Below are 26,276 nucleotides of genomic sequence, written 5' to 3' on the forward strand. Positions count from 1 at the left end.
CCGATGCTAGGGCCGGGGGCTTCTAGGCGCCTTTCAATTCACTTACGGATCGGGGCCGCCGACCCGTGAGCGCCTCGACATCGCCGGTGACCTCGGCGAGTTCGCCGTTCGCGATCGCCTGGTAGGACGTCACCCATCCGGCGACCTCGAAGTCCGGCGCGCCGTAGTGGGCCCGCGACGCGTAGGCCTCCTCCACGGTCTCGGGGACATAGGTCTTCCCGAGCACGGCCGCGGCCTCGTGCAGGGTGAACGCTTCCGGTCCGGTCAGGGTGTACGTCCTGTGCTCGTGCGACTGCGGATCCTCGAGCACGGCCACGACTGAGGCCGCGATGTCGTCATAGCTCACGGCGGCGACGCGTCCGTCTCCGGCCGGCCCGCGAATGACCCCGTCCGCGCCCGCGAGCCGCGGGATCATCTCGAGGTAGAGGTTGTCGCGCAGGAATGTGTACCGCAGTCCGGTGGCGCGAATGTACTGCTCGGTGTGCCAGTGGTCCCGCCCGAACGTGAACGTGCAGTCTTCCGCGGCGCCGGCGAAGCTGAGATAGACGATCCTGCCGATCCCGGCCTCCACGGCGGCGTCGACGGCCGTCTTGTGCACCTGGAGCCGGTGCGGATCTTCGCGGCCCGAAACCAGGAACAGCGTCTCGGCGTCGCGCAGTGCTCGTACCATGCCCGATTTATCGGCATAATCGGCACTTCTTTCGGCTTCGGGCATCTTGGCGCGGTCCCGCACCAGCCGCACGTGCGGCTTGGTCAGCAGTTTGGAGACCCGCCCGCCGACCTGCCCCGACGCCCCGCTCACCACGATCATGGCCCCAGTATCCGCCTCGCTGGACGGTCGTATGACGGGCGTCGTACATTTGGGTCATGCCCTACCGCTGGTGGCCGGCGACTTTGGCGGCCCTCAGCGGAATCGACCCGCTGGAGGCCATGGAGGCCCTCAACGCGGACCGTCGACTCCCACGGGCAGGCGAGGCCCTGGGCCTACCGGTCCTGAGCGTGTGGGCCCGGACCAAGGCGGGACGCCCGTTGATCGTCGTCCTGCGACACGAAGGCGGCCTGGAGTGGCTCATCGTCGGCGCGCTCGACATGACCCCGGCCCAGCGGGCCGAGTTCGAGGAATGGGAGGCCAACCAGTGAGCGAGTTGCACGCGCGCGCGACGGACGACCAGCTGGATCAGCTGGCTCTGGCCGTGGCCGCGGGAAACGTCACCTACACCGACGCTCCGGCCGCCCTCCCCCCGAAGCCCGACGGCGAGACCATGGCCGTGTACTCGGTCCGCCTCCCCATGGACACCGCGGAGCAGCTGGCCACCCTGGCGAGGACCCGCGGCGTGAAGCCGTCGACGCTGATGCGCCAGATGATCGAGCAGTGCCTGGCCACCGAGGCCGACGACCACCCGATCTCCCTGGCCGACGCCCTGCGGGCCCTGACCACCCTGCGCAAGGTCGCCTGAGCCCTCGGCCCTGCACCGCCCGAGGGGGCTACTCCTGTCGCGTGCGCGTCAGGCCGGCGGAGGTGTCCTGATCTGGTGACGGCGACCGTCCGCCGCCGGAAGACGGCCGTTGCTACATAACGATCTTCATAGCAGATGGTGGTCTACAAAGACCGCGGCCGCGTTGCCGCTGGTCCGCTTTCAGATCAACGCGCCTCCGTGCCGGCGAGGACCTCCTGTCCCGAGACGTTGCCCTGTTCGATCTGCGACACCCGGCCTTTGGTGACGCCCATGCGGTCGGCGAGCTGCCGCTGGGTCAGCCCGCGGCTCCCGCTCCGACCGTCCGCCGCCTGGCAGCTCCTCGCTGCTGCCCGGATGAGCGAGGTGGTGGGCCGACAGCAAAAGACCCCGACCACGTGCGCGGCACGGACCCTGCGGCCTGCCGAGGCGAACCGACAGCTTACGGTTGCCGATATGCATCGGTAGACGTAGGGTCCACGACATGGCTGCCATGCGGGAACCCACGTTCCTCATCCTGACCGCCCTCGCGCCCGGGGCGTTGCACGGCTACGGGCTCATGCAGGAGATCGGCGAGCTGTCCCGCGGAGAGGTAGTGCTCGGGGCAGGGACGCTCTACGGAGCGCTCGACCGGCTCGCCGAGCAGGGGCTCATTGCCGTCGACCGGGAAGAGGCCGTGGACGGGCGGCTGCGCCGGTACTACCGGCTGACCGACGACGGCGCCGCCGCCCTCGCCGCCGAGGCGGAGCGGCTGCGGCGGCACGCCTCCGCTGCGGTCACGCGGCTACGGCGGCGGGGCTACCCCGGTGCGGTGACCGCATGAACCACGCGCTGCGCCGCCGGTACGGGCGGCTGATGCTGGCCTATCCGAGCGCCTACCGCCGCGAGTACGGAACCGAGATCGTCACCACGCTCATGGATGCCGCCGGGCCCGGGAAGGAGCGGCCGACCGCCGGGGAGGTCCGGGATCTGCTGCTGGGCGGGGTGCGGCAGCGGTTCCGGCTGCCGGTCGGGCGGCTCATGATGCTCGCCGCGGTGTCGACCGCGCTCACCGCCGGGGCGCTCGGCGCCGCCGCCGGGTCGGCGGTCGGCTGGGCCACGCGGCCGGCGCCGCCAGCCGACGCGGCCGTCGCCGAGGTCGCCGGGCTGGCGGCAGGCAGGCCCACCCGGACCGACGTATCGCGGCAGCCGGAGGCATACGGACTGCGGTACCAGATCGTGGCCGGACTGGTAGCGGCGAACGTCCCGTGGTCGGCCGAGCAGAGCGCGGCCCGGCTCGAGGCCGCGGGCTGGCGGGTCTACCCGGCGGTGACCGGGACGACGGAGGTCACCTACCTGGACGCGAGCGGCGCCACGACCCGCACCGCCGGGACGACGGATCTGCCCGCGGAGCGCGACGGGCTCCTGATCCACGTCTCCGCCGTGGGGACCCGGGACGGCGGCGACGAGCTCATGCTGCTCGTCGTGCCCGCCGAGCCCGCACCGGTCCTGCCGCTGACGCTGCTCGGCGCGGCGCTCGGCCTGGTCGGCGGCTGGCTGCTCGCGGGCCGGCTCGGGTACCGGCTGCGCCGGGCCCGGCCTTGGCAGCGGGCCGCGATCGGCACCCTGGCGGGCGTGGCCTGGCTGCTGCTCGCGCTGCCGTCGCTCGGCGTCTACTACCTCGCCTGGCGAGCCGTCTCCGGGCTGGCGCACAGCACCGTGCAGCCGAGCCAGGCCGCGTACAACGGCTACGTCTACGATCTCGGCCTGAGCCCATTCGCCGCCGCTGGGCTGCCCCTCGCAGCGGTCGTCGTCGTCCTGGCCCTCGCGGCCCGGCCGCGCCCGGCGGTGCCGGATCAGCCTGACGTGGCGAGGTAGCGCAGACCCCGCCGCAGGAGGGCGCCGAGGTTCGGGTCCGGGTGCCGGCTCCACTCGGCCGGCGCCGCGCTCGGCTGCCGCGCCCTGCCGACCGGGGTCGCGCTGCACTGAGCGACCGAGACTGAGCGGGGACACAAAGACCCCGACCGGCGTTGCAACCGGTCGGGGTCGGTGAAGCCCAGCGAAGAGCACCGTGGGCGGGGTCGAACCGCCGACCTTTCGCTTTTCAGGGAGACCCATAACCCCAGGTCAGCGCACATCCGCTAGCTGGCCGTGCGCTCTGCGTGCAATACCGGCCCTAGGGCTCTTCAATGATCCTCAGGACGTCTGGCGCGGCAAAGACCCGCCCATAGCTCCTACCTGTGCGTTCACGGAGGATGCCCAGCATCACCAGCCTGCTGATGGCCTTGTTGGCTCCGGGGTACGTCACGTTGTAGCGCGCCGCCGCCGCCGTCGGCGTGATCATCGGGAAGCCGATCAGCTCCTCAGTGATTCGCTCCGCGACCCCCCGAAGGTTGTTCTCCCGTAGACGAGCGAGGGCGTTGTCCCGCCAGTCGAGCAGAGCATCGATCCGCTCGACTTCCCGAACCGCCTGTGCGCGTACCGCTTCACAGAAGAACTGAACCCACGGGTTAAAGTCTCCCGTCGCACTCACCGCTAGAAGATGATCTTGATACTCGCGGCGACGCGCTTCGAGCCACGGCGAGATGTTGAGCACCGGGACCCTGAGCTCCCCGTCAACCATCATCTGAAGGACGCAGACGAGCCGCCCAAGACGGCCGTTGCCGTCGTTGAACGGGTGCAGCGTCTCGAACTGGTAGTGCCCGACTGCAATCTTCACCAGCAGTGGATCATCACCGACCGCCTTGATCCAATCGAGCCAAGCCTCAACGCCCGCCTTAAGCTGGTCACCGTGCGGCGCAGGGACAAACCGCGCATCTCGCACCCTCACACCGCTTGCCCCGATGAAAACCTGCGTGGACCGAAGGTCTCCAGCCTCGGCAGTCTCTCCGCGAGTGCCCCGAACCAGGATCTTCTGTAGCTGACAGAGCATCCCGAGGGTGATGGGAGCTTGGGTGATCCACTCGTAGGCCAACTCTGCCGCCTCGACATAGTTGCGCACCTCAGCAACCGACGACGACAGCTGATCGCGGTTGAGGAAGTCTGCCTCGAGGACGTCGTCGAGCGCTGCGTACGTCCCCTCAAGAGCCGACGTGCTGACAGCCTCTCGCCGGATGGCCGGCCGCGCTAGCAGCATAGGGTTCGGGAGACGGACCGACGCCTGATCCAAGCGAGCGATGGCAGCAGTCGCGCTGGTGACTGCGCGATAGCTGTCTGGCTGCAAGTCCAGCTTGGACGGCAACGGGTGAGCTAGGAACGCATGGTGGTTGTACTCCTCGTTGTATCGGGGATCCCAGCCGGAGATCGGGACGAGGGACCCCACGGGTGACGAAGCGAACCGGTTGACGTCCATCGAGTTAAACTCGCCTGCCAGTCAGTTTAATTACGGTCGTGTGATTTAAACGGGGAACGCGTGTCGGACGGGCGATCTAAACTTCAGGTCCCGCCAGTTTAGATCGCTACCTGACTTTGCAACTACGCAGCGTGCTGACCTCTGCGGCCCATGCATGGTCCTGGTGCTTTACAACGATCGTCTGTGGGAGTTTCGCGGCGTTTCCATGAGCCGCCAGCTCGGACAACGCTGCGGCGATCTCAGCGTCCCGACCGTGGACGGCGTGGAGGTAGCGGTAGCCGCCGCAGGAGAAGCATGGCCGAACCTACGCATCAGGTCCTTGACCCGTTGCCCCAGTGGATGCAGGTAGATGTCGCCGTCGTCGAAGACTGGGCGCTGTCAGACTTGAGCGCGTACTGTGCGCCGTGGCAGGTAGATGGCACCCGGAAACCGGGCCAGAGGACTTCCTCGCAGCGACCGCGAACCAGGCGTGCCTCGTGCGGGACGCGGACGAGGGTCAGCCAACTTACGATGCGGCTATCGGGTTCTCGGGCTTGACCATGAGCGCGATGTCCGAGACGCCTGAAGGCGAGTGCAATGTCAAGCCCCGGGTTTGATGGACAGTTGGTTAGCTGGTTTTCAGGGGTGCGGTGACCGGCTGGGTCATCGCATGTAGTGCCTCGTACTCGGCGGGCGGGACGTGGCCGAGCCCGCCATGAAGCCGTCGGTTGTTATACCAGTCGATGTACTCGACGGTGGCCATCTCCAGGTCGTCGAGCCCGCGCCACGGACCCTTGTTGCGCACGAGTTCGGCCTTGTACAGCGAGTTGAACGCCTCGGCCATGGCGTTGTCGTAGGAGTCGCCTTTCGAGCCGACCGAGGCGACGGCGCCGGCCTCGGCGAGCCGCTGGCTGTAGCGAATCGCGCGATATTGCACGCCGCGGTCGGAGTGATGGACAAGTTCATGCAGGTCAGCGCCTTGATGTTGGCGGCGCCAGATCGCCATTTTCAGCGCGTCCAACGCCAGGTCGGTATAGAGGCTGGTGGCGACCTGCCAGCCGACGATCATGCGAGAGTACACGTCCAGGACGAACGCGGCGTAGACCCAGCCGATGCTGGTGCGGACGTAGGTCAGGTCCGCGACCCACAGCTGGTTCGGATGCGCTGCGGTGAAGACGCGGTTGACCAGGTCACGAGGCCGGTCAGTTTCGGCGGCCGGGCGGGTTGTGCGCGGTGCTTTGTCGCGCAGCAGCCCGCGCAGCCCGGCGTCGTGCATCAGCCGTTCGACCGTGCACCGGGCCACCTCGACGCCACGGCGGTGCAGCTCGTGCCAGATCTTGCGGGCGCCGTAGACGCCGTAGTTCTCTGCGTGGATCTGCTTGATCAGCACGGTCAGCTCCTCGTCGCGCCGGGACCGGGCGCTGACAGGGCGGGTCTTGGCGGCGTAGTAGGTCGACGGTGCGATCTGTGCCGGCGTGCCTTCAAGCGCCTGCAGGACCGGCTGGACACCGTGCTGTTCCTTCTGGGAGTCGACGAAGCCGACCTTCATCGCGACGGACGGTCCAGCTCCGCCGCGAAGAAACTCGCCGCGGACTTCAGGATCTGGTTCGCCCGCCGCAGTTCACGAACCTCCCGCTCCAAAGCGGCGAGGCGTTCCGCGTCGCTGCTGGTGGTGCCCGGACGGTCCCCGGCATCGGTCTCGGCCTTCTTCACCCAGGTGCGCAACGCCTCCGGATGGACCCCGAGCTGATCAGCGATCCGACGGATCGCCCCGACCGCGGACACCGGATCCCGACGGGCCTCGACCGCCAGCCGGGTCGCCCGCTCACGCAACGCATCGTCGTACTTCTTCGGTGCCGGCACAGCAGCATCATCTCCCAGGTTTCGATGTCTCCATCAAACCCGGGGCGGAACACATCGCCGAAGTGCCGGCGTCTCTACATCTCATCTGGGGAGCCCTGACAGATGAGGTGGACGCTCCGGGCAGGGGTTCGCCGGAGCAGGACGCCGCCGCGGTCCGCCACATGAGCAGGCGGCCGCCGAGTGGCTGGCAGCCGTGGAGACGCAGCACGACAGAGCGGCCTACCTCGATCGTTGGGTTCACAACGAGTGCGGGTACGGGCGGAAGCCGTCCTGAATAAACGTCGTCAGGCTGAACGATCGCGCTGTTTGCGACACGAAACTTGTGGTCACGCGAGGGGTCACACGGTTTGGCGTCGTCCGTACGGTCGGCGACTTGCTGCGGGTCAGCTGCGACACACCTCGGTGACCGTCCGTCGTGGCGGGTGGCGAGCGACAAAGACCCCGACCGCGTTTCCGCTGGTCGGGGTCTGTAAAGCCCGGCGAAGAGCTTTGTGGGCAGGGGCGGGGTCGAACCGCCGACCTTCCACTTTCCAGGTGTCGGCGGCGCTGCGTGGAAGACTCGAACGCCGAGCCAACGCATGTCGCGCGATCTCCAGCAATCCGGGCATGTTCGCCGCCGTTGCTACACGCGTTGCTGCACGACGTTGCGATCAGGCGATGGCGGTGATGTTGCCGTCGTCGAAGTAGATGGCCTGGTGGAGGCGGCCACCCAGGGCAACGGCGTAGCGTGCGAGGACCGCTTGACCCGAGACCTTGCCTTAATCGATCTGGGAGACCCGGCCTTTGGTGACTCCCATGCGGTCGGCGACCTGCTGCTGAGTCAAGCCGCGACCGCGGCGCGCTTCGGCGAGGCGGTGGCCGGTGACCTCGGCCAGCAGCTCCTGCTTGCCGGCCGCGACAGCTTCCTCGCCGCCCGACTGTTCCACGAGTTCGCCCCGGATGTCGCTCCAGCGCACGTAGCTGCTCATCGCTGGTCCCCCTCTCCTGTGCCCGTTCTTTCAAGTAGATCTCGTAACGCTGCTCCGCCAGCGGTATCGCCTCTCGACACCAGGCTTCCCACTGCCTTGCCTTGTCGCCGGCGACGAGCAGGATGCTGGATCGCCAGGGGTCGAAGAGTTGGCCAGCGACGAGTGGGTGATGGTGTCGACGAGAGGCCGACCGAGGCCCGGTCCGCTTTCGGCGAGTGCGTCGATCGCCTGCACAACCCGCGCTTTGGCTCAGCTGCTTGGATCGTCAGCTGGTGGGAGATGGGCAACCAGCAAGGCGGCCGCGTGCTCGGGGCTCGTCGTCTCCTTGAGCAGCACGGCATAGCCGTGGCTGGGCAGATGCCGCCCGGAACAGTCAACTCATCGCCTTGCCTGGTTCCTGGCGTCCGTTCGAGCAGATACCGCCACGCGGTCTCGATGTCAGGCGCCTCAGTCGCCAGCCGATCCTGCTGCGTGTGGATGGCGGCGGCAAGCGCCTGCCGGCCGTCCGCCGTCACGGATAGCGGCTATTGCTACATCTGATCTTCGTGGTTGACCTCGGCATGCAAAGACCCCGACCGCGTTGCCGCTGGTCGGGGTCTTGAAAGCCCGGCGAAGAGCTGTATGGGCAGGGGCGGGGTCGAACCGCCGACCTTCCGCTTTTCAGATCAACGCAGTCACGCTCCGAGAGACGGCGAACCTGATAGAACCATCCAGGTCCGGCTGTCGGCGCTCAGAGGTGTGCGGAGCCGTTGCTACACGGGCGCCCCATGGGATCATGCCGCGAGGAGATCGACCCTGACCGCCGTGGGGACCGGAAGGGGCTCGCCCCGTTCGCCGAGCAACTCCAGGTGAAGCTTGATCGCCTCTCGCATTTCGGCCACCGCCTCATCGACCGTGTTGCCCAATGCAACACACCCGGGCACCTCGGGCGACCAGGCGCCGTAGCCGCCGTCTTCTGCACGTTCTACAACGATTGCGTACCCACTCACTGTTGCTCCCCCCATCACAGTCCCGCCTGTCTCAGGATGCTGCGCTCTGTACCGCGTGGCAAGTCCGCGCTCGGGCTGCCTGCGATCGTGACGACGCCCTGCTTCGTCGGGTGAACGTACTGCCGATGGCTGCCGCGAGTCCGTGCAAGTAACCAGCCGTCGGACTCGATCATCTTGATGATTTCACGCACCTTGAGCGGCATTCCGACCCTTCTGGGTATGTGGCTCGACGCCATGATCAAGTGGAGGGTCGAACTGCGGTCATGACCTGTCTATCGTAGGGCCAAGTGGCCTTATGGCAACCTCACGAACGCAAGGCACTGCTCCGCCGACGGTTCGTATGGCTGGCGTCATCAAGGGAGTCGGCCCTTGCCGGCTTCATCGATGACGTGGATGCATCCACTCCGGTGGCGCCACGGAGATGCAGCGCATCGCGGTCTTACTTCCGCTGGCGCACCGTTATTCGGTCAATCTGCGGGAGCATGGTGGGCATCTCATCGGTGACCCACGCGTACTCCAATGCGGAAAGTGTTCCCTCATCCAGCCAGACGAGGATTCGCCGATGTACTCGCCGCGGTCACCGTGGACCGCAGCATCCACGGGGATGCAGCCGTTTCGCCGTCGAGACTGCTTGGACCCCTCCGCCACGCGGAGATCCACGCTTGCTGAGCCCGGCGACCACGTCGCGACGACCGCGGCCACGCCGATCTGCGACCGGAGTTCCTGCACGCCGTCGAACTCCACGGAGAGGACGTGTTGAAGGACGCAGCGCTCAGCATCGTTCAACGGACGAGGTTGGACAGACACGCGCGCCATGACGCCATCATCCGCAGCACGTTGACCGTCCGCCGCGCAGACACCTGCCGTTGCTACATAACGATCTTCAGAGTCGGCCCGGGCATACAAAGACCCCGACCGGCGTTTCCGCTGGTCGGGGTCTGTAAAGCCCGGCGAAGAGCTTTGTGGGCAGGGGCGGGGTCGAACCGCCGACCTTCCGCTTTTCAGATCAACGCAGCCCTGCGCTGGTTGGCCTGTGACCTTGGCGCGATGTCCGTCGCCGACCAGCTGCGAGTGGAGCTGTGCGCAGCCGTTGCTACACGCGTTGCTACATGACGCTAATCAAGATCACGTGTCGGCCCGCACGAGCTGAATGCTGATGACCTCGTTCCCGTCGTGTGGCGTGACCATGTACCAGATGGTTACGCCGTCGGCGGGCAAGTGAAGTTCATAGGCTCCCGGCAACGGGTCGCCCGGTGGGAATGGGTCTGCGAGGCTGGAACCGGCTCATCGAGGAGGTGGAAGATCGCACGCTGGACTGTCCATCGCAGTCGCTGGGGAAGCGCCTCCACCTGTTGCCACGCTTGCTCGGGAAAACGGATCTGCCGTTCAGGCACGAATTCCCCACGCCTCGGCAAGCTGCTCCCGCGTGAACACACGGGCCTCGTCACCGGCCCCGGCACCGCGGTCCGTCCGCATCGTTGTCAATGCGACCTCGCGTGCGGCCTCACGGCGCAGACGCTTGAGCTCTGCCTGCATGGCATCGAACTCGACCCGCGGGATAGTGATCATCTCGGTCGCTTCGCTGGTCACGCCTTGCCTCCACTCATGCCACTACCGCTGACTGAGCACCACCCAACGATACGCCCGCTCGAGAAGACTCCGGCAGGTCCGCGACTCGCTGGAGTTGCGGAAGTTGGGACGGGATCACCTGGGCGGCGGCGCGGGCATGACCGTCCGCCGTCCGACAGTTCGCCGCTGCTACACGGGTGAGCGACGTAGTGGGCGGCGGACATGCAAAGGCCCCGACCGCGTTGCCGCTGGTCGGGGTCTGAAGCCCGGCGAAGAGCTTTGTGGGCAGGGGCGGGGTCGAACCGCCGACCTTCCGCTTTCAGATCAACGCAGCCGGGTGGTCGTGGCGGTGCCGGGCAGGGGTTGGGTCCGGAATGGCTCGCCGATGCGTGAGGTCGGGCGCGGCCGTTGCTACATGCGTTGCTACATGAGGCAGGTCTGATGCAGGCGAAGCTCCCTAGCGCCGAGTGATACAGGCGCTTATGGTCAGCTTGCGATGTGAGCCTTCTCGTCCACATGTGGGTCTACGACAGCAACGAGCCCGGTGGTTATCGGATCCCCGATGCGCCCGAGGGGGTTTCGGAACTTGCCGGTCCCGAGGTCGCCCGGACGAAGCTGTGGGGTTCTGAACCCGCTCGCCGCCTCGGCGCGACGTTCTTGCCACAGCTTGCGGAGGGCGACCTGCGGGTCCAGCCGGACGACGTCGAGGCGTTCGCCGAGGAGTGTGCGGTGCTTACGGCCGATCTTGCCGTGTTGTCGGCGGCCTCAGGCTTCGACGAGGAGCGCATCGAGGGCTACTTGAGGAACTTCGTCAGTGCGGTTGATCGCGCACGTCAGGCCGGCGGAGGTGTCCTGATCTGGTGACGTCGACCGTCCGCCGAGCACGCGTCAATCATCGCTGTGAGGTCCGGCAGCAAGGTCTGCGCGGCGGCAATCACCTCGGACGTCGATCGTTGGCCGGAACCGGTGTAACGCTGAGCGATCTGCGTGAGGCCCACGATGGGCTCCGGTGTGCGCTCAATGCCGTCGATCGTCTCCAGGGGACCGACGCCGTTCGCCAACAGCCACAGGTAGTCGCCGAGGTCGTGTGCGATGACGGCAAACTCGCCCTCAGAGCCGAGGAAAATGATGGGTTGGTGGTCGAGCCGCTCATCCGGTTGCCGAAGCCAGAATGCGGCCAAGCCACCGCTGCCGTCCTGTCCGAAGGCGCGGAATTGGGCTCCGTCGGCCTTCATGCCGCCCGTCCAGGCCTGCCACCACTCAGCCATCTCGACCGACCACATGAAGGTGTCGTACGGCTGGAAGTCGTGCCCGCTGTGTTCGTGGAAGAACTCCGCCGTATGTGCCTCGTTGAGTGCCGAGAGCACCGTCAGTTCGTCCTCGACCATCGGCGCAGTTTAGGACGATTGCAGCAGAGCCGTCCGACCGTCCGCCGTCTGAAGGCCTGCCGTTGCTGCATGGTGATCTTCGTGGGCACCCGGGAAAACAGAAGACCCCGACCGCGTTGCCGCTGGTCGGGGTCTGTAAAGCCCGGCGAAGAGCTTTGTGGGCAGGGGCGGGGTCGAACCGCCGACCTTCCGCTTTTCAGGCGGACGCTCGTACCGACTGAGCTACCTGCCCATAAACCCCGAAAGGGGCTGAGCGGTCCTGACGGGACTTGAACCCGCGACCTCCGCCTTGACAGGGCGGCGAGCACTCCAACTGCTCCACAGGACCTAGCTATAAACATGTACCGCGTGCCCCCAACGGGATTCGAACCCGTGCTACCGCCTTGAAAGGGCGGCGTCCTGGGCCGCTAGACGATGAGGGCGGCCCCGCAATCATCGCATATCGCGAGTCGTGCGGTGTTGCTCCCATCCGGCCCCGCCGGAGGCTTTCAGAGCATACGTGACCCCTCCAGCGTTCTCCAAATGAGTATCCCTCAGTGGCGTGGCGGAGCCGGGATGCGCAGGTCAGACGGGCATTGCCACGAGCGTGAACTTGCCCTTCAGCTCCGGCAGGAGGGTCTTGTAGGCGGCCACCGTGGCGCTGCGGTCGCCTCCGCCGTCGTGGGAGAGGACGATCGAGCCCGGCTTCGTGTTGTTCCTCACGTTCGTGCAGATGTGGTTGGTCATCTGCTGGCCGGACCACTTCTTGATGTTCCAGTCGGACGGGTCGACGCTCCAGCCCAGGGACTTCATGCCCAGCTCCGAGGCGATCTCGACCGCGGCGGGGGTGAAGTTGCCGCCGGGGTGGCGGAAGTACTTGATCTGGGCGTCGGGGACGGCCTTGTGGATCTCGTCGTTGGTCTTCTGCAGGTCGGCGCGGATCACGTCGGCCGACTTCTTGCCCAGGCTCTCGTCGTGCTTCCAGGTGTGGTTGCACAGCGTGTGGCCGTCCTTGACGATCTCCTGGACATACTGCGGGTACTCCTGCACGTTCACGCCGATGACGCAGAACGTGGCCTTGATCCCCTGCTCACGGAGCATCTCGAGGATCTTCGGGGTCTCCGGGCCGGGTCCGTCGTCGAAGGTCAGGGCCACCGTCGAGTCGCCGGTGGTCCGGATGATCGACGAGGCCGGGGAGGAGGACGAGGAGGCGGACGGCGACTCCGACGGGGAGGCCGAGGCCGACGGGGACGCCGAGGCGGAGGCCGAGGGCTTGGCGCTCGCGGAGGAGGAGCCGCCCGAGTCGACGGCCGGATGTGCGACCGGTTCGCCGCCGGCCTGGCCGGAGCCCGGGTAGGACCCGGAGCCCGACTGCGCGTGCCACGAGGCTGCACGCGGAGTGGCGCCGGAGTCGCAACCCGCAAGGATGAGCGAAAACGCGCTGATCACCACCGCGGCGAGTCGTACACGAGACATGAGGGGCTCCGAGGGGTCTCTGAGGTTTCTCTGACGGAGCCCCACGTTACTGATTCGAGACCGTCGACGTCCTCACGCGTTCGGTCCATGGCACGAACCGGGGAGTGGTGGCACAAGGGACTTTTACGCGGATGAACGGTCGAGTACCGAGGTGAGCATCCCGAGGGCCTCGCCGAGGCTGTCCGGAAGGACGACTCCGGGGGGTACGGACGGCCGAGGCCAGCCCGGGCCGGCGGCGGCGAGGACCAGGGGGCGGGCGCGCTCGGCCAGGATCGCCTCGAGCTGCTTCGGCGAGCCGGTGGACTGCAGCTGCGACCAGATGAGCACGGCCGCGGGGCCGGTGCGGCGCACGGCGGCCACCAGCGCCTCGGACGGCACCCGGGCCCCGAGCGAGCGGGCCGGCACGCCCTCGGCCGCCAGGGCCGCCGCGACCGCCTCGATCGGCAGGCTGTGCTGCTCGTCGTCGGCACAGGCCAGAAGAATCTCGATCGGTACTCCCGAAGGCGGCCGCGGCACCGCCCCGAGCACGGCGGAGACGCACCCCGAGACCAGGTGCTCGACCTCGACCAGCTCGCCCGTCACGGCGTGGCGCTCCCCGATCCCGGCCAGCACGGGCCGCAGCACGCCGTCCCACGCCGCGACCACCCCGAGCTCGCGGACGGACTCGGCGACGCGCTGGCGCACGGCGGGCGCGTCGAGGCGCAGCGCCGCCCGGCTGAGCCCGCGCACCGCCGCGGCGAGACCCGGGATCGGGCCGCCGGCCGGCGACGGGCGCGCCGTCGGGCGCCGGGCCCAGCGGGCCGCCTCGGCCGGGGCCACGCCCTCGACGATCAGGCGCTGCATGAGCTCGAGGCGCTGGATGTCCTGCTCGGTGTACCGCCGATGATGCCCCGGCTCGTGCAGCGACGGGCCCATCCCGTACCGCTGGTGCCACGTGCGCAGGGTCGTCACCGCGACGCCGAGCCGCCGGGCCACGGCCCCGGCCGAGTAGGCGGCGGCGCCGTTCATCTCGCGGCCGACCGCCAGACGTCGAGGACCCCGGCGAGCCACGGCGAGTAGAAGTCCGGGAACCGGCGGATCCGGTCGGCGAGCTCGTCCGGGGCCACCCACTCGGTCTCGGCCACCTCGGCCGGGTCGGCGTGGACCGAACCCTCGAACGGGCCGGTGAGCACGTGGTCGTATTCGAACTCGACGCGCCCGGAGTCGGGGTCGGCGGCCTGGTACACGTACACCCCCACCTCCCGCAGCGGCGCGGAGACGCCCAGCTCCTCGTCCAGCCGGCGCTCGGCCGCGGCGACGACGGACTCGCCGGGGCCCGGGTGCCCGCAGCACGAGTTGGCCCAGCGCAGCGCGAACCGGGTCTTCACCGCGGCGCGCTGCTGGAGCAGGAGCCGGCCGTCGGGCGCGACGAGCAGCACGGAGAAGGCGCGGTGGAGCCGGCCGGGGGCCTGATGGGCGGCCTCGACGGTCGCGGTGCCCTCGGCCCGGCCGTCGCTGGCGACGAGTTCGACCAGTTGCTGTTCGCGTGACAAGACTTCAGGACTCCCCCGTGACACGGCTCGCCGCGAGGCGGCCGGAGATGAGCACCATGGGCACGCCGACGCCGGGCTGCGTGCCCGAGCCGACGAAGACCACATTGGACAGTGTGGGGTGGAGGTTGCCCGGCCGGAAGGGGCCGGTCTGGCGCAGGGTGTGGGCGGCGGCGAACGGGGTGCCGGCGGCCATGCCCTGCTCGGCCCAGTCGGCGGGCGTGATGAACCGGGAGACCTCGATGCCGTCGCCGAACCCGACGTACCCCCGCTGCTCCAGCGTCTCGATGAGCTCGCTGCGATAGATGCCCGAGAGCGCGCCCCGCCAGTCGAGCAGCGGGGCGGTCAGGTTCGGCGTGGGGGCGAGCACGTAGTAGGTCTGGCGCCCGTTCGGGGCGAGCGACGGGTCCGTGCGCGTCGGGTTGGTGACGAGCAGGGACGGGTCGCTCATCAGCCGGCCCTGGTCGATGACCTCGTCGAACGTCTCGCGCCACGACCGTCCGAAGTGGATGTTGTGGTGCGCGATCGCGCCGTAGGCCTGGCGCGAGCCGACGTGGAGCACGACGCAGGACGGCGAGTACCGCAGCGGGCCCAGCAGCGGGCTGCGCCAGCGCGCCGGGGGCAGCAGGTCGCGGTACGCCACCGGAAGGTCGGGATTGAGCACGACCACGTCGGCGGGGAAGCGGCGGCCGTCCGACGTGGACACCCCGACCGCCCGTCCGTTCGCGGTCTCGACGCGGCTCACCTCCGCGCCGTAGACGATCTCGACGCCGTGCTTCTCCGCGACTCCGGCGAGCGCGCGGGACACGGCGTGGATGCCGCCCCGCGGGAAGTAGACGCCGGCGACGGAGTCGAGGTAGGCGATGACCGCGTAGAGCGCGAGGGCCCGGTGGGGCGCGACGCCCGCGTACATCGCCTGGAAGGAGAAGATGCGGCGGGTGCGCGGGTCCTTGAAGTAGGAGTCCACCTTGGACTGCAGCCGGCCGAACCCGCCGCGGCGGATCAGCCGCCACAGGTTGGCCGTGACCAGGTCGCGCGGGCGGTCGAGGTTGCGGTCGATGAAGTCGTGGCGCTCCAGGTCCCACAGCTCGCGGGCGTGGTCGACGAAGCGGAGGTAGCCGTCGGCCTCCCGCGATCCGCAGACCCGCGCGACCTCGCCGGCCATCCGGGCGGTGTCCGCGATGACGTCCAATGTGGACCCGTCGGGGAAGTGGGCGCGGTACGCCGGATCGAGCTTCGACATCGGCAGCCACGCCGCGAGGTCCTCGCCGACGGTGCCGAGCAGGTCGGCGAGCAGCTCCGGCATGGTGAGCACGGTCGGGCCGGTGTCGAACTCGTAGCCGTCCAGGACGAGCCGCCCGGCCCGGCCGCCGGGCTGGTCCTCGCGCTCGAGCAGGGTGACGCCGCGCCCGGCGGCCGCGAGGCGGATCGCCGCGGCCAGGCCGCCGAGTCCGGCGCCGACGACCACGACCCGATCCGTTCGGCCTCCAACGGTTCGCATGTCGTCCCCCAGGTGCGTTTCGGGTGGCTGTGCCGCCCAGCGTAGCGTAGGCTCGGGCTTGCGTCGATTGCTGCGTCGATTTGGCGCACACCTGGAGGAAGAATGGATGCGTCCCTGGCCGCCGCCTACGAGCGGTGCCGCGAGCTGCACCGCTTTCACGGCCGCACCTACTACCTCGCGACGCGGCTGCTTCCGGGGTGGAAGCGGCGGCACGTCCACGCGCTCTACGGGTTCACCCGCTACGCGGACGAGATCGTCGACCGATCCGAGGGTGGAACGCCACAGGAGCGCGCCGCCGAGCTCGCCGCGTGGTCGGCCGAGTTCCTGCGGGGGCTGCGCGGCGGGCACACCGACGACCCGCTGCTCCCGGCGGTGCTGCACACGATCCAGGTGTTCGACATCGACCTCGAGGACTTCCGCAAGTTCCTCGACAGCATGGCGATGGACCTGACCGTCACCCAGTACGAGACGTATGACGACCTCCTCGAATACATGGAGGGCTCGGCGGCGGTGATCGGCACGATGATGCTGCCGATCCTCGAGTCGTCCGACCGCGCCGCCGCCCGCGAGCCGGCCCGGCAGCTCGGCCTGGCCTTCCAGCTCACGAACTTCATCCGGGACGTGGCCGAGGACCTCGAGCGCGGGCGCGTCTACCTCCCGCAGCGCGACCTCGCCGAGTTCGGCGTCACCCGCGCCGACCTCGAGGCCGCGCTCGCCACGGGGCGAAGTTCGGACAAGATCAAAAGCCTGATTCGGTACCAGCTGAGCCGCGCCCGTCACCACTACGCCCTCGCCGCCCCGGGGATCCCGATGCTGGCGCCCGCGTCGCAGTCGTGCATGCGCGCGGCGTACCGGCTGTACGGCGGCATCCTGGACGAGGTCGAGGCGCAGGACTGCGACGTGTTCGCCCGCCGGGCCACGGTGCCGAAGTGGAAGCGGCTCGCGGTGGCGCTGTCGTGCGTCCTGGCGCGCCCGGGCGCCCCGGTGCCGGCGCCGTCCCCGCTGGAGGTTCCGCAGCAGCGGGACGGGGTGGCGCTGCTGGATCTGCGCGGTACGGCCGCATGAACACGTGCGTCGTGCTCTTCACGCGGGACCTGCGCGTGCACGACAACCCGGCCCTCGCCCAGTCCGTGCGCGCGTTCGAGTCGGTGGTGCCGCTGTTCGTCCACGACGACTCCCTCGCCGTCGGCGCACCCCGGGCCCGGTTCCTGCGCGGGGCACTCGACGACCTGCGGGGCGCGCTGCGGCAGCGCGGCGGCGACCTGGCCGAGCGGCACGGCGACCCGGTGCGCGAGGCCGTCCGCGTGGCCAAGTCGGCGGGTGCGTCGGCGATCGCGGTCGCGGGCGACGTGAGCGGGTATGCGCGCTCGCGCGAGCAGCGCCTGGCCGCGGCCTGCGAGTCGGAGCGCCTCGCGTTCAAGACCTTCCCCGGCGTGACCGTCCTGCCCCCGGGCGCGGTCCGGCCGGGCGGGGGCGGCTCGCACTACAAGGTGTTCACGCCCTACTACCGCGCGTGGACGGCGGCCTCGTGGCGGGCCCTGGAAAGCGCCCCGCAGCACGTGGTGCTGCCCCCCGGCCTGCCGAAGTCCTGGTTCAAGAGCACCACGGGCTCGGACGGCGAGACGGCGGCGCGCGAGCGACTGTCCTCGTGGCTGACGCGGCTGGAGTCGTACGCGGAGATCCACGACGACCTCGCGGCGGACCGCACGTCGCGGCTGAGCCCTTACCTGCACTTCGGCTGCCTCTCCCCGCGCGAGGTCGCGGAGAGGACCCACGGCCGCGAGGGGGCCGAGCCGTTCGTGCGGCAACTGTGCTGGCGGGACTTCTACCACCAGGTGCTGCACTCCTTCCCGGGGCTGCGGCACATGCCCTACCGCGCCGGCGCCGAGGACCGCTGGCGCGACGAGAAGGACGCGCTGCAGGCCTGGCGGGAGGGGCACACGGGGGTCCCGGTCGTCGACGCGGGGATGCGGCAGCTGATCGCCGAGGGCTGGATGCACAACCGCGCCCGGCTCATCACGGCGTCCTATCTCACCAAGCACCTGGGCTGCGACTGGCGAGCCGGCGGCAACCACTTCTTCGACCTCCTCCTCGACGGCGACGTCGCGAACAACTTCGGCAACTGGCAGTGGGTCGCCGGCACGGGCAACGACACGAAGCCGTACCGCCGCTTCAACCCGATCCGCCAGGCCGAGCGCTTCGACCCGACCGGCGACTACGTGCGCCGCTACGTGCCCGAACTCGCCGGCATCCCCGGCAAGGCCGTGCACGAGCCCTGGAAGCTGCCGGCCTCGCAGCATCGCGGCTACCCTTCCCCGCTGACGCTGGACGCACACTGACGCAGGTCAGACGGGTTGACAAACCACCCGCGTGAGTTGTGATCGACGCGCGCCCAGCGTCTTGCGCGCAGGTCGACTCCGGCCGCGCGCAGCGTGGCGCCGGGGACGCGCGCGGGCAGCAGCCCATAGGCGCTCAGCGTCCGGTCGGCCGCGCTGCGGAACACGCACGGGAACACGTCCCCGCACGCCGAGCACCGATCGCCGGTGAGGGTCGGAAGATGGTGCCGGACGACCTGCTGCGCCGCCCGGACGCCGGCCGCGGAGTAGCCCATGGTGTTGAACCACCTCTCGTGCGCGCACGTAGGTTGCGGTAGGAGGGCGGGCGCCCGAGCGGCCAAGGGTCAGTTGGCCGATCCGGACGCCCGCCCGTGTCACCCGACCGCGCGGACCCTTGTCAGCACGCGGCCGGGGAATCGAGCGCTGCGCCGCATCACCGGGAACACCCGGGATCTTCCAACATGCACATGCAGAATCGCAATGACATGTGGCCATAATGCGAGTTGAGCTGGACTCGCATCACCCGTTCGGGTGATGCGAGGGCCCCAAGTGCCCGGCCGCCCACGGTCGCCCGGACACGCCGCGGGTCGACAACGCCGGAGCGCTGGCGGAGGATGTGGTTCCGCTCCTCGACGTCGGTAGGTGCCGTGACGATCCCCGAACCGATCGCTGCCCCCGTCCCGCAGCAGCGACCGTCGGACGAGCAGGAGCGCACCCCGTCCGTCTACGGCGGCGTCCCCAGCCCGTGGTACCCCGCGCCCCAGCTCCCGCCCGAGCCGGCCCGCGGCTACGTCTGGCCCATCCTCACCGTGTTCCTCGTCGCCGCCACGCTGATCGCGCTCGCCGGGGCCGGCGCGACGGCGTGGACACTGCGCGGGCACGGCAACGCGCCCACCGCGGCCACCTGGGTCGGCGTCGACCCGCACGCGATCGACGCCGTGCTGCAGCGGCGGGCCGAGGCCGTGCGGAAGAAGGACCAGGCCGAGTGGATGGCCGACGTCGACCAGACCGACGCCGGATTCGCGCGGCGGCAGCGGCAGGAGTTCGAGAACCTCACCAAGGTGCCGTTCGCCGAGCTCGGCTTCGAGCGAGCCGGTCAGCCGGCCGCGAAGATGGCGGCCTTCCTGCCGCCGGCGCTGCTGGAGCGGTACCACGCCGCCGTGAAGGTCGTGCCCGTCACCGTCCGGCATCGCATCGAGGGGGTCGACAGCAAGCCCGTGGCCACGCCCTGGCTGGCCGTGTTCGGGTATGCCGGCGGCCGGTGGCTCGTCGCCGGCGACGGGGTCGGCAAGGACCTGCCCACGGGCGAGGCCGGGCAGCCGTGGGACGCCTCCGGGCCGATCACCGTCGTGCGCAGCCAGCGGGTCGTGGCCGTGCTCTCGGCGGACAACGGCGGCGCCGGGCAGGGGCTGCTCGATCTCGCCGAGAACGCGCTGCGGCGGGTGGCCGTGGTCCGGCCCGGCGGGTGGGACGGGAAGGTGCTCATCACCGCCGTCGGGGACCGGCAGATCTTCGACACGTACTTCGCCGAGTCCCAGGACCGCATCGGGCAGGTCGCCGCCATCGCGGTGCCGTACTACTCGACCGTCGCGGAGTGGACGAACCGGCCGGCGTACGCCACCACGCGCATCGTGTTCAACCCGAGCGAGCTCACCGCGGCCGAGGCCGAGCTCCAGCACGATCTGACCCACGAGTTCACGCACGCGGCCATGGGGCCCGTCACCGGGCCCTACACGCCGCGCTGGGTCGTGGAGGGCTTCGCGGAGTACGTCGCCTACAAGGACGGACGGTTCAGCGCGGCGGGCATTCGGCAGGCGCTCGACGGCCTGGCGATCACGACGTTCCCGGACGACAAGCAGTTCTACGAGGAGCCGCGCAACTACGTCAGCGGGTGGCTCGCGTGCCGGATGATCGCCGACCGGTACGGCCAGGACAAGCTCATCGCCTTCTACGAGGGCTTCCAGAACATGTCCGAGGTCGAGTCGGTGGCCCGCTCGGTGCTCGGCGTCGGCCGGGTGGAGCTCGAGCAGCAGTGGCGCGACTACGTGGAACAGCAACGGCGCGGGTGAACGGGTCACCCGCGCCGCCGCGAACAGGAGAACTAGGCCGGGGGCAGGCCGCCGTCGCCGTCGACGACCTCGTCCGGCGTGCCGTCCTGGTCGAGGTCGCTCATCGTGATGTCGACCTTGCCGTCGCCGTTGGTGTCGAACTGGAACAGGTCCGCCTTGCCGTCCCCGTCGGTGTCGATTGCCCACAGGTCGGGCTTGCCGTCGTTGTTCGTGTCGCCGACGAGAAGCTCCACGCGCTCGTCGCCGCGGGTCTCGACGGTCTCGTTGTCGGTCATCTGGTGGGTCCTCTCACCTGACAAAGGGGCAATCCGGTTCACCGTAGGCCTTGCGGCACCGACGCGCGAGCCCAGAACGTGACACCGTCAGGCCTTGACGCCCGAGGTCACCAGCGACTTGATGGCCATCGCGGACTCGTCGAAGCCGACCACGAGGATGCCGGTGGCGCCGAAGCTCTTGATGTCCCCGGCGATCGGGTCGAAGAGCTTCGAGGCTTCCGATTTCTCGTACTTGTCCTTCGCCTCGTACTTCTTCACGAGAATGTTCTCGGGCCGGATGCCGGCGGACTGCAGGTCGGCCTTCACGCCCTCGGCCAGGCCGCTGCCGTAGTTGTCGTCGCGCGCGATGATCGCGACCTTGGTGTGCCCGTCGCGCATGATGATGTCCGCGACGGCCTTGGCCTGCAGGGTGTCCGGCGGCGAGGTGCGGAAGAAGAAGCCCTTGTCGTCGACCTTGGTGAGCGCGTCCGACGTCGCCGACGGCGAGATCATCACCCGGCCCGCGAGTGCGACCTGCGGGATCACGGCCGCGCTGACGCCCGAGGCGCCCGCGCCGATGATGACCGCGACGCCCTGGGCGATGAACTGCGCGGCGGTCGCCTTGGCGATCTCCGGGTTGGTGCCGTCGTCGCCCTCGACGACCTGCACCTGCTGCCCGAGCACGCCGCCGGCCTCGTTGATCTCCTTGATGGCGAGCTTCGCCGCCGCGAACATCGGCGGCCCCTGGAACGCGAGCGCGCCCGTCTTCGGCAGCAGCAGACCGTATTTCAGCGCCGGCTTCTGCCCCTTGCCGCCCGTCGCCGACGCGGGAGCCGGTGGCGGGGTCTTGTCCTCGCTGGCCTGGTCGCCCGCGCCGACGAACTCGGTCTTGGCGTCGTCGATCTTGTTGCTGGTGCCGAAGTTGAGCACGCCGTACATCGCCGCCGACGGCTCCCCGACGCTCGTGAAGCCGCTGCTGCGCATGGAGACGCCGCGGTACTTGAAGTCCCTGCCCGACTTCGCGGCGGCCAGGCACGCGGCCACCCCGTCGCAGGTGTTCTCGCCCGTGGTGACGCCGATCAGCTGCTTGGCGATGACGGCCGGGTCGACCGACTTGCCGGTCTCGGCGGCCAGGGCGGCGATGACCACGGCGTCGTAGGACTCGCCCGCGTAGTTGAAGTCGGTCAGCGTCGAGTCGATCGCCTTGACCCGGCGCTTGAAGTCCTCGCTGAGCGGCGTGAGCGGAGTTGTACCTTTCATGCCGTTCAGGACCGCCGGGGAGTCCTTGAGCGCGTCTCCGAACGAGTTGGCCATGTTGCCGTCGGTGCCGTACAGCCGGATGTCGGCGGCCGGGACGGCGTCGTCACTCTTCGCGTCGGAGGCGCAGCCGGATGCGGCGAGCAACACTCCTATCGCCGTGATCGCTCCCACGATGGCGGTGGCCGACCGTGCGCGCATTGGCGTCTCCTCCCCAAAGGCCTCCCCAACGGTGCCGTGCGCACCTTAGCGCGGGCAACCCACGGGTTTCAGCGGGGGCGCGGGTACGCTCCCCGATATGGCTGATCAAGAATCCATGACCCCGACCGAGACGCCCGGCGGCCTTTCGATGGAGGGCCATCTGCCCGAGCGCATGGGGATCGTGATCCTGGAGGCGTCGCCCGAGCGGGTCGTGGCGACCATGCCGGTCGACGGCAACACTCAGCCTTACGGTCTGCTCCACGGTGGCGCCTCGGTCGTCCTTGCCGAGACGCTCGGCTCGATCGGGGCCGCCATGCACGCGGGCCGCCTCTACAACGGGGTCGCGGTCGGCATCGAGGTGAACGCGACCCACCACAAGTCCGCCAAGCGCGGGCTGGTGACCGGCGTGGCCACTCCGCTGCGGCTCGGAGGCCTGATCGCGAGCTACGAGATCGTCGTGACGGACGAGGACGGCGAGCGGATCTGCACCGCCCGGCTGACCTGCGCGCTGCGCCGGGGATGAGCCGCGGGTCACCCCGCGAATCCCTCCGAGTGCACGCAGGGCCTTGACGGCGCGACATACGGTTGCGGCGTGGATGACCCGGGAGACGAGACGTATCAGGACGCCGCACAGGTCCTGGCCTCAGCACTCGCGGGCGACGAGGACGCGGTGACCCACACCTTCGACTCGGTGGTGGACCGGCGCGGCATGAGCGCCGCGTACGACGTCGCGTGGCGCCTGGCCGGCGAGATGGTGGGCGACAACCTGGCGCGCGGGCCGTGGCGGCTGGACTTCCCGGACATCGACGACGCCAACTACGACAAGCGCTGGGTGGCGCGGTTCGTGAGCGCATACGTCAACGAGGACGCCTCGAGCGCCACGGCCCTGTTCACCGTGGCGCTGGTCGACGGCAAGCTGCCGGAGTGCCTGCTGACGCTGGCCGGCTCGGCCGTGGCCACCCTGAAGCGGCGCGGCGCGGCCTGACGGTGCGCTCGAAGCGTGCTCGGCCCGCGCTCAGCCGCGGGTCGACAGCTCCGCGGTCAGCACGTTGGAGAGCACGGCGCCGTCGTTGCGGACCTGCCGCAGATACCACCGCTGCAGCGGCGTGCGCGTCTGCGTGAACTGCCAGCCGCCGCGGGGGCTGTCGATCTGGCCCAGGCGCCCGATGGCCGCGTTGAGCTGGAACGAGTCGAGGTTCCTGGTCGCGTCCGTGATCGCCTTGTCCAGCACGGCGGCCGCGTCGAAGGACGACATCGCGAACGTCGAGGGCACCGAGCCGAACGCCTTCTGGTAGTCGGCGACGAACCGGCGGTTGGCCACGTTGTCCAGGTCCGGCGAGTAGTTGAGCGCCGTGTAGATGTCGCGCGCGGCGTCGGCCTGCTGCTTGAGCACAAAGCCCTCGGTCAGGCTTCCGGTGCCGAGGAGCTTGAAGTCGGCGGGGAAGTGCATGTTGCGGTACTGCTTCACGAACTCGATCGCCGCGGCGCCGTTGAACAGCGCGTACATCCCCTTCGCGCCGGACGTCTTGACGGCGTTGAGCATCGCGGTGAAGTCCTTGGTGCCGTAGGCGACCGTGCGCGCCTGCCCGGCGATCTGACCGCCGACGCTCTTGTACGTCTCGACGAAGCTCGCCACGTCCTCGTCACTGCCGGCGGGGTCGGTCTGCCCGCAGATGGCGAGGCTGCCGCCGACGTTGCCGGCGGCCCACCGCGCGATCGCGGTGCCGGGCTCGTCCGACACGAAAGACGTGCGCCAGATGTACTTCGGGCCGAGCGTCTGCAGCGCCTTGGGCGACGCGTTCGACCCGATGAGCGGGATCTTCGCGTTCTCGATGTCCTCGCGGATCGCGAGCATCACGGCCGGGTTGGCCACGCCGGTGATCGCGAGGACCTTGTCGTCCTTGATGAGCTTGTTCGCGGCGGCCTTGCCACTGTCGGCCGTCTCGCCCTCGTCCGCCTTCACGAGCGTGACCTGACGGCCGCCGAGCTTGCCGTCGTGCTGCTGGAGATAGAGGCTGAAGCCGTTGTCGAGCTCGTCGCCGAAGTCCTTGAACATGCCGCCCTGCGGGACGATCATGCCGATCTTGACCGGCGGGCCGCTCGGCACCGCGGTGCTGTCGGTCGAGTCGTCGGAGCTGCTGCAGGCGGACAGGAGCGGCGCGGCCATGCCCGCCGCACCCGCGGCCGCGAACAGCCGGAGCGCCTGGCGGCGGTTCAGGTGGGACACGTGCTTTTCCTCCCCGGGACCCCGCGCTACGCGGGCGTCGACTGGCCCGCGCTCCTCGCGAGCCACGAGCCTACAACCCACGCTGCGTTCTACCGCCATCGCGCCGGACAGTCAATCGCCGCCGGCGGCCCCGCCGCTGGTCAGGGCGGGTCCTCAGCTGCCGGTGGCCCTTCTCGAGTCGCGGCCGGCGGCGCCGTCCCTGGTCAGTGCCGGTCAGTCGCCGCCGGTGGCCTCGCCCCTGCTCAGTGTGCCGAAGGCGGCCAGCACCGCGGGCCAGGCCTCGGAACGGGGGTCGATGACACCGAAGTGCTCCACGCCGGCCAGCTCGACGAGCGTGGCGTCGTCGCCGGCCCGGCGCGCGGACCGGCAGTAATCGCGCGACAACTCCACGGGCACGATCTCGTCGAGCGTGCCGTGCACGACCACGGTGCGCACGCCCGAGGGCAGGTTCCGCATCGGGTCCGCCGACCGGTACGCCTCGGGCACCGCGTCGGGCCCCCCGCCCAGCAGGTCGGCCACGGCTCCGGAGTCGAGGTCGAGCTCGTAGGCGCGGGTGAGGTCCGCCACCGGCGCCAGCGCCACGACTCCGCCGACGGCGTCGGGGGCGACGGAGGCGTACCACAGCGCGAGGTGCCCGCCCGCCGAGTGACCCGCGAGGATCGGCCGGTCGACCGACACGGGCAGCAGGCCCCGGTGCGCGACCTCCTTCGCCAGCTGGTCCGGCACCGCCACGGCGGCCGCGGCCACGTCGGAGAACGTGCCCGGCCAGCCGCCGCCGGGCTGCCCGGTGCGCCGGAACTCGATCGTGGCGACGGCGTAGCCGCGGGCGGCGAGGTCGGCGGCGAGCGGCCCGGCGTGCGCGCGATCCCACTCGTGACGCCAGAACCCGCCGTGCACGAACAGGACGAGCGGCGCATCCGGTACGGCCGGCAGGCGCACATCCGCGACATGATCCGGGTGCTCGCCGTAGCGCAGCGTGAAGTCCGGCGCCGGGGCCGGGCGGTTCAGCACGTCCCGGGGATTGCTCGTCACCGGGAGACGTTATCGCGTCACGAAGGGTGGCAACAGTGGCCGGATCGGCACCCCTTCTTGGTTGCCCCCGGAGGGCGTGCGTAAGACTTGGAGCCATGGCAGAAGAGGCGCAGGACGAGTCGCGAACCGTGCTCGTCGTCGGCCCGGACGGGCGACCGCTGGGCACGATGTCGACCGGCGATGACGACAATGCGGAAGACCCGAGCAAGCTCATCGAGCAGCCGGCCAAGGTGATGCGCATCGGCAGCATGATCAAGCAGCTGCTCGAGGAGGTCCGCGCCGCCCCGCTGGACGAGGCCGGCCGGCAGCGGCTCAAGGAGATCCACCGCCGCTCGATCACCGAGCTCGAGGACGGCCTGGCCACCGAGCTGCGCGAGGAGCTGGAGCGGCTCTCCCTGCCCTTCGATGACGACGCGACGCCGAGCGAGGCCGAGCTGCGCATCGCCCAGGCCCAGCTCGTCGGCTGGCTGGAGGGGCTCTTCCACGGCATTCAGGCCGCGCTGGTCGCTCAGCAGATGGCGGCCCGGGTCCAGCTCGAGCAGATGCGGGGCCGTCCCGCCCTTCCCGGCGCTCCGGGCATCGCTCCCGGGCAGCCGGGCAGCCCTTCGCCGTCGGGGACCGGTCAGTACCTCTGATACGACGCAGTACCTCTGATACGACTACCTCGCGGGCCCGACCGGCACCCGGTCGGGCCCGTTTCGGCTGCTTCGGGGCTCGGGTGGTTGACGCGATATGTCGGGCGCTTCGCGCCACGACATATCGGATTTTTCGCCCGACGGATCATAAAGCGGCATAGGCCCGAATTCACGGCGCCCGGCGCACTGATCGAGGCGCTCGACGCACTGATCGAGGCATCCACTTCATGAGCGGGGCG

At 69.6% G+C, this 26,276-nt stretch carries 27 protein-coding genes, 3 tRNA genes and 3 pseudogenes; 12 read left to right on the top strand and 21 right to left on the bottom strand.

The features are described 5' to 3' along the window. Positions 1–22: 22 nt before the first annotated feature. Positions 23–811, bottom strand: coding sequence for an SDR family oxidoreductase (locus ACQP2P_RS45075; protein ID WP_433611712.1), 789 nt, complete (start codon positions 809–811; stop codon positions 23–25). A gap of 56 nt (positions 812–867) precedes the next feature. On the opposite strand from ACQP2P_RS45075, the gene ACQP2P_RS45080 reads away from it, so the two are divergent. Beyond that, positions 868–1,140, top strand: coding sequence for a hypothetical protein (locus tag ACQP2P_RS45080; RefSeq protein WP_433611714.1), 273 nt, complete (start codon positions 868–870; stop codon positions 1,138–1,140). After that, a complete protein-coding gene (locus ACQP2P_RS45085; RefSeq protein ID WP_433611716.1) occupies positions 1,137–1,457 on the top strand; it encodes a CopG family transcriptional regulator in 321 nt (106 codons plus the stop codon). Before ACQP2P_RS45080 ends, ACQP2P_RS45085 begins: the two co-directional genes overlap by 4 nt. 203 nt (positions 1,458–1,660) lie before the next feature. On the opposite strand, the pseudogene ACQP2P_RS45090 reads toward ACQP2P_RS45085, so the two are convergent. Beyond that, positions 1,661–1,765 (bottom strand): annotated as a pseudogene (locus tag ACQP2P_RS45090) (helix-turn-helix domain-containing protein); the annotation flags it as partial. A 182-nt stretch (positions 1,766–1,947) separates the two neighbouring features. Here ACQP2P_RS45090 and ACQP2P_RS45095 point away from each other — a divergent pair. Beyond that, the gene (locus tag ACQP2P_RS45095; protein WP_395913352.1) at positions 1,948–2,277 is read left to right on the top strand and encodes a PadR family transcriptional regulator; all 330 of its coding nucleotides are present in this window, start codon (positions 1,948–1,950) and stop codon (positions 2,275–2,277) included. After that, positions 2,274–3,311, top strand: coding sequence for a hypothetical protein (locus ACQP2P_RS45100; protein ID WP_433611718.1), 1,038 nt, complete (start codon positions 2,274–2,276; stop codon positions 3,309–3,311). Before ACQP2P_RS45095 ends, ACQP2P_RS45100 begins: the two co-directional genes overlap by 4 nt. A 298-nt stretch (positions 3,312–3,609) precedes the next feature. On the opposite strand, the gene ACQP2P_RS45105 is transcribed toward ACQP2P_RS45100, so the two are convergent. The 7 genes and pseudogenes from ACQP2P_RS45105 to ACQP2P_RS45135 all read right to left on the bottom strand — a co-directional run bounded on the left by ACQP2P_RS45105 (position 3,610) and on the right by ACQP2P_RS45135 (position 10,174). Further along, on the bottom strand, positions 3,610–4,785 hold the full coding sequence (locus ACQP2P_RS45105) for a Fic family protein (protein ID WP_433611720.1): 1,176 nt from the start codon (positions 4,783–4,785) through the stop codon (positions 3,610–3,612). Between the two features lie 607 nt (positions 4,786–5,392). Continuing rightward, positions 5,393–6,627 (bottom strand): IS3 family transposase gene (locus ACQP2P_RS45110; RefSeq protein WP_433604076.1). Its coding sequence is split into 2 segments (ribosomal slippage): positions 5,393–6,348 and positions 6,348–6,627, totalling 1,236 coding nucleotides; the frame shifts between segments, so codons are not numbered across the junction. Between the two features lie 650 nt (positions 6,628–7,277). Then, a pseudogene (locus ACQP2P_RS45115) lies at positions 7,278–7,595 on the bottom strand (helix-turn-helix domain-containing protein). Between the two features lie 13 nt (positions 7,596–7,608). After that, positions 7,609–7,838: pseudogene (locus ACQP2P_RS45120) on the bottom strand (type II toxin-antitoxin system RelE/ParE family toxin); the annotation flags it as partial. 530 nt (positions 7,839–8,368) lie between these two features. Continuing rightward, positions 8,369–8,584 carry a type II toxin-antitoxin system HicB family antitoxin gene (locus ACQP2P_RS45125; RefSeq protein ID WP_433081596.1) on the bottom strand — a complete coding sequence of 72 codons (216 nt, stop codon included), beginning with the start codon at positions 8,582–8,584 and terminating at the stop codon, positions 8,369–8,371. Positions 8,585–8,598: 14 nt separating this feature from the next. Then, the gene (locus tag ACQP2P_RS45130; protein WP_259860377.1) at positions 8,599–8,787 is read right to left on the bottom strand and encodes a type II toxin-antitoxin system HicA family toxin; all 189 of its coding nucleotides are present in this window, start codon (positions 8,785–8,787) and stop codon (positions 8,599–8,601) included. Positions 8,788–9,970: 1,183 nt separating this feature from the next. Continuing rightward, positions 9,971–10,174: a hypothetical protein gene (locus tag ACQP2P_RS45135; RefSeq protein WP_433611723.1), complete on the bottom strand. Its 204-nt coding sequence runs from the start codon at positions 10,172–10,174 to the stop codon at positions 9,971–9,973. A gap of 477 nt (positions 10,175–10,651) precedes the next feature. On the opposite strand from ACQP2P_RS45135, the gene ACQP2P_RS45140 reads away from it, so the two are divergent. Next, a complete protein-coding gene (locus tag ACQP2P_RS45140) occupies positions 10,652–11,017 on the top strand; it encodes a hypothetical protein (RefSeq protein ID WP_433611725.1) in 366 nt (121 codons plus the stop codon). Here the strand turns inward: ACQP2P_RS45140 and ACQP2P_RS45145 are convergent. From ACQP2P_RS45145 to ACQP2P_RS45165, 5 genes are all read right to left on the bottom strand, one after another. Next, positions 10,987–11,541: an SMI1/KNR4 family protein gene (locus ACQP2P_RS45145; protein ID WP_433611727.1), complete on the bottom strand. Its 555-nt coding sequence runs from the start codon at positions 11,539–11,541 to the stop codon at positions 10,987–10,989. The genes ACQP2P_RS45140 and ACQP2P_RS45145 overlap by 31 nt on opposite strands. 158 nt (positions 11,542–11,699) lie before the next feature. Beyond that, positions 11,700–11,773, bottom strand: a tRNA-Phe gene (locus ACQP2P_RS45150). 22 nt (positions 11,774–11,795) lie between these two features. Then, positions 11,796–11,869 (bottom strand) — tRNA-Asp (locus ACQP2P_RS45155). A 21-nt stretch (positions 11,870–11,890) separates the two neighbouring features. Beyond that, positions 11,891–11,963, bottom strand: a tRNA-Glu gene (locus ACQP2P_RS45160). Positions 11,964–12,105: 142 nt separating this feature from the next. After that, positions 12,106–12,675, bottom strand: a complete 570-nt coding sequence (locus ACQP2P_RS45165) for a polysaccharide deacetylase family protein (protein ID WP_433611729.1) — start codon at positions 12,673–12,675, stop codon at positions 12,106–12,108. A gap of 22 nt (positions 12,676–12,697) precedes the next feature. Between ACQP2P_RS45165 and ACQP2P_RS45170 the strand changes: the two genes are divergently transcribed. Next, positions 12,698–12,877: a hypothetical protein gene (locus ACQP2P_RS45170; RefSeq protein ID WP_433611731.1), complete on the top strand. Its 180-nt coding sequence runs from the start codon at positions 12,698–12,700 to the stop codon at positions 12,875–12,877. A gap of 242 nt (positions 12,878–13,119) precedes the next feature. Here ACQP2P_RS45170 and ACQP2P_RS45175 read toward each other — a convergent pair whose 3' ends face one another. From ACQP2P_RS45175 to crtI, 3 genes are read right to left on the bottom strand one after another with little or no spacing between them, the layout of a single operon-like run. Then, positions 13,120–14,004: a MerR family transcriptional regulator gene (locus tag ACQP2P_RS45175; protein WP_433611733.1), complete on the bottom strand. Its 885-nt coding sequence runs from the start codon at positions 14,002–14,004 to the stop codon at positions 13,120–13,122. Next, positions 14,001–14,528, bottom strand: a complete 528-nt coding sequence (idi, locus tag ACQP2P_RS45180) for an isopentenyl-diphosphate Delta-isomerase (protein ID WP_433611735.1) — start codon at positions 14,526–14,528, stop codon at positions 14,001–14,003. The genes ACQP2P_RS45175 and idi overlap by 4 nt, the downstream gene beginning before the upstream one ends. Before the next feature lie 4 nt (positions 14,529–14,532). Then, positions 14,533–16,026, bottom strand: coding sequence for a phytoene desaturase family protein (gene crtI / locus ACQP2P_RS45185; protein WP_433611737.1), 1,494 nt, complete (start codon positions 16,024–16,026; stop codon positions 14,533–14,535). A 102-nt stretch (positions 16,027–16,128) separates the two neighbouring features. Here crtI and ACQP2P_RS45190 point away from each other — a divergent pair, with 102 nt between their 5' ends. The 3 genes from ACQP2P_RS45190 to ACQP2P_RS45200 all read left to right on the top strand — a co-directional run bounded on the left by ACQP2P_RS45190 (position 16,129) and on the right by ACQP2P_RS45200 (position 20,431). Further along, the gene (locus ACQP2P_RS45190) at positions 16,129–17,091 is read left to right on the top strand and encodes a phytoene/squalene synthase family protein (RefSeq protein ID WP_433611739.1); all 963 of its coding nucleotides are present in this window, start codon (positions 16,129–16,131) and stop codon (positions 17,089–17,091) included. Next, a complete protein-coding gene (locus ACQP2P_RS45195; protein ID WP_433611741.1) occupies positions 17,088–18,365 on the top strand; it encodes a cryptochrome/photolyase family protein in 1,278 nt (425 codons plus the stop codon). Before ACQP2P_RS45190 ends, ACQP2P_RS45195 begins: the two co-directional genes overlap by 4 nt. A 644-nt stretch (positions 18,366–19,009) precedes the next feature. Then, the gene (locus tag ACQP2P_RS45200) at positions 19,010–20,431 is read left to right on the top strand and encodes a hypothetical protein (RefSeq protein ID WP_433611743.1); all 1,422 of its coding nucleotides are present in this window, start codon (positions 19,010–19,012) and stop codon (positions 20,429–20,431) included. A gap of 32 nt (positions 20,432–20,463) precedes the next feature. Here ACQP2P_RS45200 and ACQP2P_RS45205 read toward each other — a convergent pair whose 3' ends face one another. Together ACQP2P_RS45205 and ACQP2P_RS45210 are read right to left on the bottom strand one after the other, a co-directional pair. Beyond that, positions 20,464–20,706 (bottom strand): hypothetical protein, encoded by a 243-nt coding sequence (locus ACQP2P_RS45205; RefSeq protein WP_350613844.1) that lies wholly within the window; start codon positions 20,704–20,706, stop codon positions 20,464–20,466. 87 nt (positions 20,707–20,793) lie between these two features. Then, entirely contained in the window at positions 20,794–22,143 is a 1,350-nt protein-coding gene (locus ACQP2P_RS45210; RefSeq protein WP_433611745.1) for an ABC transporter substrate-binding protein, read from the bottom strand. A gap of 97 nt (positions 22,144–22,240) precedes the next feature. Between ACQP2P_RS45210 and ACQP2P_RS45215 the strand changes: the two genes are divergently transcribed. Next, positions 22,241–22,666, top strand: a complete 426-nt coding sequence (locus ACQP2P_RS45215) for a hotdog fold thioesterase (protein ID WP_433611747.1) — start codon at positions 22,241–22,243, stop codon at positions 22,664–22,666. A gap of 69 nt (positions 22,667–22,735) precedes the next feature. Further along, positions 22,736–23,128 carry a hypothetical protein gene (locus ACQP2P_RS45220; protein ID WP_433081632.1) on the top strand — a complete coding sequence of 131 codons (393 nt, stop codon included), beginning with the start codon at positions 22,736–22,738 and terminating at the stop codon, positions 23,126–23,128. Positions 23,129–23,158: 30 nt separating this feature from the next. Here ACQP2P_RS45220 and ACQP2P_RS45225 read toward each other — a convergent pair whose 3' ends face one another. After that, positions 23,159–24,370, bottom strand: a complete 1,212-nt coding sequence (locus ACQP2P_RS45225) for an ABC transporter substrate-binding protein (protein ID WP_433611750.1) — start codon at positions 24,368–24,370, stop codon at positions 23,159–23,161. 213 nt (positions 24,371–24,583) lie between these two features. Continuing rightward, positions 24,584–25,402 (bottom strand): alpha/beta hydrolase family protein, encoded by an 819-nt coding sequence (locus tag ACQP2P_RS45230; RefSeq protein ID WP_433611752.1) that lies wholly within the window; start codon positions 25,400–25,402, stop codon positions 24,584–24,586. Between the two features lie 95 nt (positions 25,403–25,497). On the opposite strand from ACQP2P_RS45230, the gene ACQP2P_RS45235 reads away from it, so the two are divergent. Next, a complete protein-coding gene (locus ACQP2P_RS45235) occupies positions 25,498–26,037 on the top strand; it encodes a bacterial proteasome activator family protein (protein ID WP_433611754.1) in 540 nt (179 codons plus the stop codon). Positions 26,038–26,276: the final 239 nt, after the last annotated feature.

Source organism: Dactylosporangium sp. CA-139114 (genome assembly GCF_050955725.1).
Lineage (GTDB): Bacteria > Actinomycetota > Actinomycetes > Mycobacteriales > Micromonosporaceae > Dactylosporangium.